This window comes from Microcystis sp. M49636_WE2 (assembly GCF_030065375.1).
In the GTDB taxonomy this organism is placed as follows: domain Bacteria; phylum Cyanobacteriota; class Cyanobacteriia; order Cyanobacteriales; family Microcystaceae; genus Microcystis; species Microcystis aeruginosa_C.
Genome location: NZ_JASJFG010000361.1, coordinates 1 through 6,003 on the forward strand (window position 1 = coordinate 1; position 6,003 = coordinate 6,003).

General features: G+C 39.5%; 7 protein-coding genes. 2 read left to right on the top strand and 5 right to left on the bottom strand.

Annotated features, from left to right (window positions below):
• From PX484_RS08580 to PX484_RS08590, 3 genes are all read right to left on the bottom strand, one after another.
• The coding region (locus PX484_RS08580; RefSeq protein ID WP_288103470.1) for a DUF2079 domain-containing protein at nucleotides 1-1,337 on the bottom strand (1,337 nt) is incomplete at its 3' end.
• Nucleotides 1,338-1,349: 12 nt separating this feature from the next.
• Nucleotides 1,350-2,207, bottom strand: a complete 858-nt coding sequence (locus PX484_RS08585; protein WP_287766759.1) for an amino acid ABC transporter substrate-binding protein — start codon at nucleotides 2,205-2,207, stop codon at nucleotides 1,350-1,352.
• An 18-nt stretch (nucleotides 2,208-2,225) separates the two neighbouring features.
• Nucleotides 2,226-3,263, bottom strand: a complete 1,038-nt coding sequence (locus PX484_RS08590) for an AI-2E family transporter (protein WP_287666307.1) — start codon at nucleotides 3,261-3,263, stop codon at nucleotides 2,226-2,228.
• A 481-nt stretch (nucleotides 3,264-3,744) separates the two neighbouring features.
• On the opposite strand from PX484_RS08590, the gene PX484_RS08595 reads away from it, so the two are divergent.
• Both PX484_RS08595 and PX484_RS08600 read left to right on the top strand, forming a co-directional pair.
• Complete coding sequence (locus PX484_RS08595; protein WP_287766775.1) at nucleotides 3,745-4,527, top strand: pentapeptide repeat-containing protein; 783 nt, start codon at nucleotides 3,745-3,747, stop codon at nucleotides 4,525-4,527.
• 48 nt (nucleotides 4,528-4,575) lie between these two features.
• Complete coding sequence (locus PX484_RS08600) at nucleotides 4,576-5,028, top strand: DUF8637 domain-containing protein (RefSeq protein WP_002801807.1); 453 nt, start codon at nucleotides 4,576-4,578, stop codon at nucleotides 5,026-5,028.
• A gap of 17 nt (nucleotides 5,029-5,045) precedes the next feature.
• Here PX484_RS08600 and PX484_RS08605 read toward each other — a convergent pair whose 3' ends face one another.
• Nucleotides 5,046-5,711 carry a ParA family protein gene (locus tag PX484_RS08605; protein ID WP_002801809.1) on the bottom strand — a complete coding sequence of 222 codons (666 nt, stop codon included), beginning with the start codon at nucleotides 5,709-5,711 and terminating at the stop codon, nucleotides 5,046-5,048.
• 149 nt (nucleotides 5,712-5,860) lie between these two features.
• Nucleotides 5,861-6,003, bottom strand: a 143-nt coding sequence (locus PX484_RS08610; RefSeq protein WP_288103472.1) for a hypothetical protein, incomplete at its 5' end; no start/stop codon positions are given.

Below are 6,003 nucleotides of genomic sequence, written 5' to 3' on the forward strand. Positions count from 1 at the left end.
AAGTTCTCATTTTGATTCAGTTTATTTAAGTGATCATCAATTAGTTCTGGTGAACTAGACCAACCGGGATGACGGCGATCGAGTAGGATATAATTAAATTGATTTAAATCTAGGGATTGGGAACCTTCGATCGCTAATTTGATCATTTCTCGATGGGTAAGATGGGGGGCAATTCTAGAAGTAGTCAAGACACTCTCACTGGTGGTAATTTGGGTGAGAGCTTTTTGGGTGGCGGACCAAGTATCGAGGGAATTTAAATACAGTGACCAAAAATAGCCGTATTTGGCTAAGGCAAAAAAGGCAATAATTGCCCAAGTAATTATCCATTTAGGCTGCTTCAACCAGTTACTATTATGGGCTAAAGTGGCGATAACCACTAGAAATAAAAAGGGTAAAATTGGCAGGGAATATTGAGTAGTTAAGTTTTTTTGTGGGGCATGATCTGCCAATAAATTTAAAGCGAGTGCGGGAATAGCGGCAATTATTGGGGCAGAATAGCGCCAGGATAAACCCCAAAGTAAGGGAATAATTAATAGGATTAGGTATTCTAGATTATTGCCAGTAAAGATTTTTCCCAAGACAAGATCGGGTTTGAGGAAAAGATTAAAGATAATTGCTGGTAAACTATCTCCTAGATAACTATATCGAGAATCGGCCATTTCAATAACTGCCGATTTTCCTGTCAGGAGAGGAATTAATAACTTCGTGGTGATAATAAACCAAAGAATGCCGGTAATCATGGCAATTATTCCGGGGATTTTTTTCTTTTCCCAGAGAAGTAACCAGATACCCATTCCCAACAATGTTAAAGAGAGAATTGCTTTACAACCGAGAATAATAATGATTCCCAGACAAAATCCCCAGAGATTATTTAATCTTGCTGCCAAAATTGTCCAAAAAATCGCTGGCACTGCGATCACTTCAGGATGAAAATCAAAGAGATTAACATTAAAAATTAGGGGATAGAGCAGATAAACTAAGGCTAATGTATAAGCTTGTTTTTCTTTTAATCCCGCTTCTATTGCCAATTGCCAGAGGGGAAAAGCGGCAAGGGAAAGGGAAAAAGCTTGTAAGAAAAGCAGCCAATAAACGCTAGGATAAATTTTATAAAGTAAGGCTATAGGATAGAGAATAAAAGCGATATGATCGCCTAAAATATGGTAGTTAACAAAAGATATAATCGGTGGTTTACCTTGAGAAATTAGGTAAACTCCTTGATCGAACCAACCAAGATCGAGAGCATTAGATTGAAATAAAATATGTCTGGTGGCACTGCAAATAAACAGGATTATTGTCGCGCAACCAATTAACCAAAATAAATCATTTTTTTTAGGCATAATCGTTAAGTTTTACTGGGATTTTTCGGGGTTATTACGACAATACTGCCAGGTATCTCTAAAATAGGAAGCAACTTCAGTAAACCATGTTTTAAAAATATTTCTGTTATCACTGGTGACGATAACCCCATTAATAAACTCTTGCCATTGGGGATCATTAGCGGGAAGAATGAAACCATAATAATCACAATTTAAAGGATTGCGGGGTATAAGTTGATAATCTTGTTCTAAGGATAAACCGAGAATGACAGCTTCTCCAATTAGCAGAATACCATCACTAGCAAAAGCATCTATTCTATTCCTTCTTAAACTTTGGATACCCCGCAGTCTTCCCGTCACTCCTTGAAATTCCTGATAGGTAGCAAGAGGATATTTTTGTCTTAATAATTCCTGAGTGCTGGTATCTCGCAAAACTCCAATAGTTACAGCTTCTAAGGACGAAGAAAAGTTGAAATTATTCTGATTATCACTCCGAACTAAAAACTGAGTTCCGGTGACAAAAAAAGGACGAGAAAAACTGACACCATTAGGTATATTTTTTCTGATACTATTAGGACCACACTCGAAATCAACGGTTTTATTTTCCAATAACTGGAAGCGATTAAATAAAGTCGATTTATAAATTTTGACACTGATGATCTGGAGGTTTAATTTATGCTTTAGTTCCCCTCTGAGCAATTGGATAAAATCTAAGCATAATCCCTGCAAATTATTATTACTATCTCGATAGCCAAAAGGAATCGCATCTTCTCTCATCGCTACTTCTAATAATCCCGTGCGTTTAATTTTTTCTAGAACCGTTTCAGACTTAGCTGGGAGAGCAGCAAAAAAATTAGATAAAATAACGAGAGTAATAATGATTAATTTCATGACTTTTGCCGAGATTATTTAAGATTTGTTATGGCCGTGATCCCATTGATCTAAAATGTCTTTGAATAATAATTCATCTAACCATGTTTTTACTACCACTGTCAAAGGTAAAGCCAACAATAAACCTAAGATGCCAAATATTTGAGCGAAGAAAATTTGAGCGATTAGGGTAATTGCCGGTAGTAAAGATACCTGTTTAGCCATGACAGTTGGTGTCAGCAAATAACTTTCGACATTTTGGATAATAAAATAGAGAATCAGAATAGCGACAATTTTCCAAGGCGCATCGATAACAGCAATAAGGATCGGAAAAATCACACTAGCAGTCGGTCCGATATTAGGGATAAAATTGAGCAATCCTGCTAGGATAGCATGAACGAGAACTAGATTAATTTGTAGAGCGAGAAGACCGAAACCACTTAATAATCCTACCATAGTTGAACTAATGGCAATTCCCAACAACCAATTACCCAAACCCGCTTCCGATAGGGTAAGAATTTCCTCAGCACGACGACGATAGAAGTTAGGAAATAATTTTAAGAAAGCTTGTCGATAGGGTTGGGGGTTGGCTAACAGCATAATTGCTAACACCAGCACGAATAATAATTGCAAAATTGCCGTAACTGAGTTAGAAAAGAAAGTAAAAAAGTTACTAAAAACAAAGGTTCCTAAAGGTTGTAACTGCTGGACTAAATCACTTAAATTAGGCAGCGATGGCAACCAATCAAATTGAAATTGCTGCCGCCATCTAATCGAGTTATTGCGGACTAAATCCCAAGCTTGCGGTAAAAGTTCAATTAATTTTTGAAACTGTTCGATAAAGGGGGGAACGATAATTACAAAAAATAAAATCACAATTGCTAGACTCGTCAGCAGGGTAATTAAAATAGCCAAACCCCTTTTAATCCCCAATCTCTGCAATCCTTTCACACATCTATTTAAGGCTACGGTAAACACGATCGCCATAAAAATCAATAATAACAGCTGTCGAATCTGCCACAATACATACAGAGCCATTATTAAACAGATAAACCCCAACCACTGACCAAATTTCACAACCTTGATTTATCCTATCGGGACAAGTTTTATCATACAGCAGTCGGTCGGCGGTCGGCAGGTTTTAGGTGTTGGGGTTTTGGGGTTTTAGTTCAATTTCCCCACTTCCCCACTTCCCCCCGCAACGCGCACGAAGTGGTCTCCCCACTTCCCCACCTCCCCCCGCAACGCGCACGAAGTGGTCTCCCCACTCCATAATTTATAATTCATAATTCCCACCTCCCTACTTCCCCATCTCCCCACAGCAAAAATTAAGTTTTGTATCAAAAATTTGCTAATTTTGCTGTTATGTGCTATACAGTTACACCACAAAACAGGATAGAAAAACGAGATTTTCTTAATTACCAGACATTTTCTCAAATTTTATGGCAACTCTCCCAGAGTCAAATTATCCTAAAAGAAATCCTCTCCTAGAAAATCCGACAAGACTCAGAGAAATTGTGGCCATTAGTGCTTTTATCCTTGTATTAGGACTTCGATGATGAAAGAATTGGAGCGATACTATAAAGTTTTAGGGTTAGATCATGGGGCATCTCTCGACGAGATCAATCAAGCCTACAAAGATTTGGTGTTTATTTGGCATCCTGATCGCATTCCCAAGGATAATCAGCGTCTTTTGGAAAAAGCCACCGCTAAACTGCAAGAAATTAACCAAGCTAGGGAACAATTGCGGCAAATTCATCAAAATTCTCCTAAACGCTCCAATTCCGCCCCTAAAACTGAAAAACAGCCCGCCCACGCCTATAAAACTGCTTCTCCCTATCAGCCTCACCCTAGCCAACCCGGCCAAAATTCCCAAACCCACAGTCAACAAACCCACAGTCAACAAACCCATAGTCAACACAGCCACTCCCAGAATAACCATCAGGTTCACAATCAGGGCACCTGGCGCCCTCACTATCGGGATTTAAACGGAGCCGATTTACAGGGAGCTAACCTGAAAGAAAAAGATCTCTCTAGTCGCAGTCTCATCGGGGCAGATTTAAGCCATGCCGACTTAAGCGATAGCTTCCTGCACAAAGTTAACCTAGAAAAAGCTAATCTGTACAAAGCTAATCTTTTTCGCGCCAATCTCCTCGAAGCTAACCTTAAAGGCGCAAATTTACAGGAAGCCAATCTCATCGGGGCGGATTTAAGCGGGGCGGATTTAAGTGGGGCGGATTTACGCGGGGCAAAAATTGGCTTTGGTAAGCGTATTATGGTGAAATTAACCCGGGCAATTTTAACAGGAACAATTCTCCCCGATGGCTCGATTCATCAATGAATAACCTCTTGCTAATTTTGATTTTTCTTTAATAGGAACTATCACCCGATGGGCATTTATTACACAATCGCTGCTGTTTTTCTAGGAATGCAATTAGCTGCAGGAGAAAATTTATCGGCGGCAAACCCTGATTTTCTCCGGCTGCAAAAAACTTTAGAAAAACACAATTTTATCGTCAAAATTGCCCCGCCACCAGTGCGAGGAGCCTATGGTTTATTTGATAGTAAAACTAGAATTATTTGGATTCATCCTCTGGTTTTTGACTTAGGTATTGCCCGACCAACATTAATTCATGAAGCTGTCCATGCCGCTCAACTTTGTCATGGAGGCAAAACAGTTAAAGCTCTTAATTTAGGCATAGAACCCCCAGCAATGACCAGAAGATTTTTTATGAATTATGAGGGTTTTAGCAGACAAATTGAAGCCGAAGCCTATACTGTTCAAGTTCAGCCCGATGGTCTAGATTTAGTGATTTCTTTACTGCAAAAATATTGTGCTTAGAAAACCTGTCGATAAATCTACCAATCCCGTTCTAATTCTTCGGCCACACGACGATAATCGGCGCTGGCTTCTTGGGCATTTTTACCGCGCCAATTGGTAATAGCAACCCCGTCTAAAACGGCCTTTTCGTGGGCCTTATAATTTCTGACAAAAGCATGACAGGCAGGAATACCTAATTCTAATAAAGTATTTTGTGCTTCTAAAGTTTCCTTAAGACTACGAGAATCCACTTTTGTTAACAAAACCCGATAGGCAATTCCTAGGGGTTTAACTGCTGTGCGTACCGTGTCAATTAAAGCCATTAAATCCATCGGTGCGGGAGGAGTCGGTAAAATTAAATAATCTGATTCTGCTATTACTGCCGTAAGTAATTCGGAACGCAAAGCTGGTGGTGTGTCAATCACGATCAGATCGTACTCGATAATTTGACGCAATTCTCCTAATTTCTCTGTATTAATTTGCTTGGCTAAATCAAATACCATACCCGCTTGATTTCTTTCTACCCACCAAGTGGAGGAACCCTGCGGATCCGCATCCACAAGCAAAACACGCTGATTCTGCCCCCAAATTGCCGCTAAATTAACCGCAGTGGTGGTTTTACCCACACCACCTTTACCGTTGACAACAGCGAGAATTTTTGGGCTATTAGACTTTAATTGCGAGGTTGTTGGGGAATTTGGCATTTTCAGTTATCAGTTATTTTAGCTCTCAGGAGACAGGAGACAGGAGACAGGAGACAGTATTCGGGAGAGTGTTTTTATTTATTCTCCCCCCTCCCCAATTCATAATTCATAATTCATAATTTCTACTGATTACTGATCACTGAATATAACTAACCAGAAAGTTTTTGATCTAAGATTTGGCTAGTTAATTTAGGATCGGCTTTACCGCCGCTTTTTTTCATGACTTGACCGACAAAAAATCCCTTAAGATTGGTTTTACCCGCCCGGAATTTTTCTAACTCGCTTGGATGGG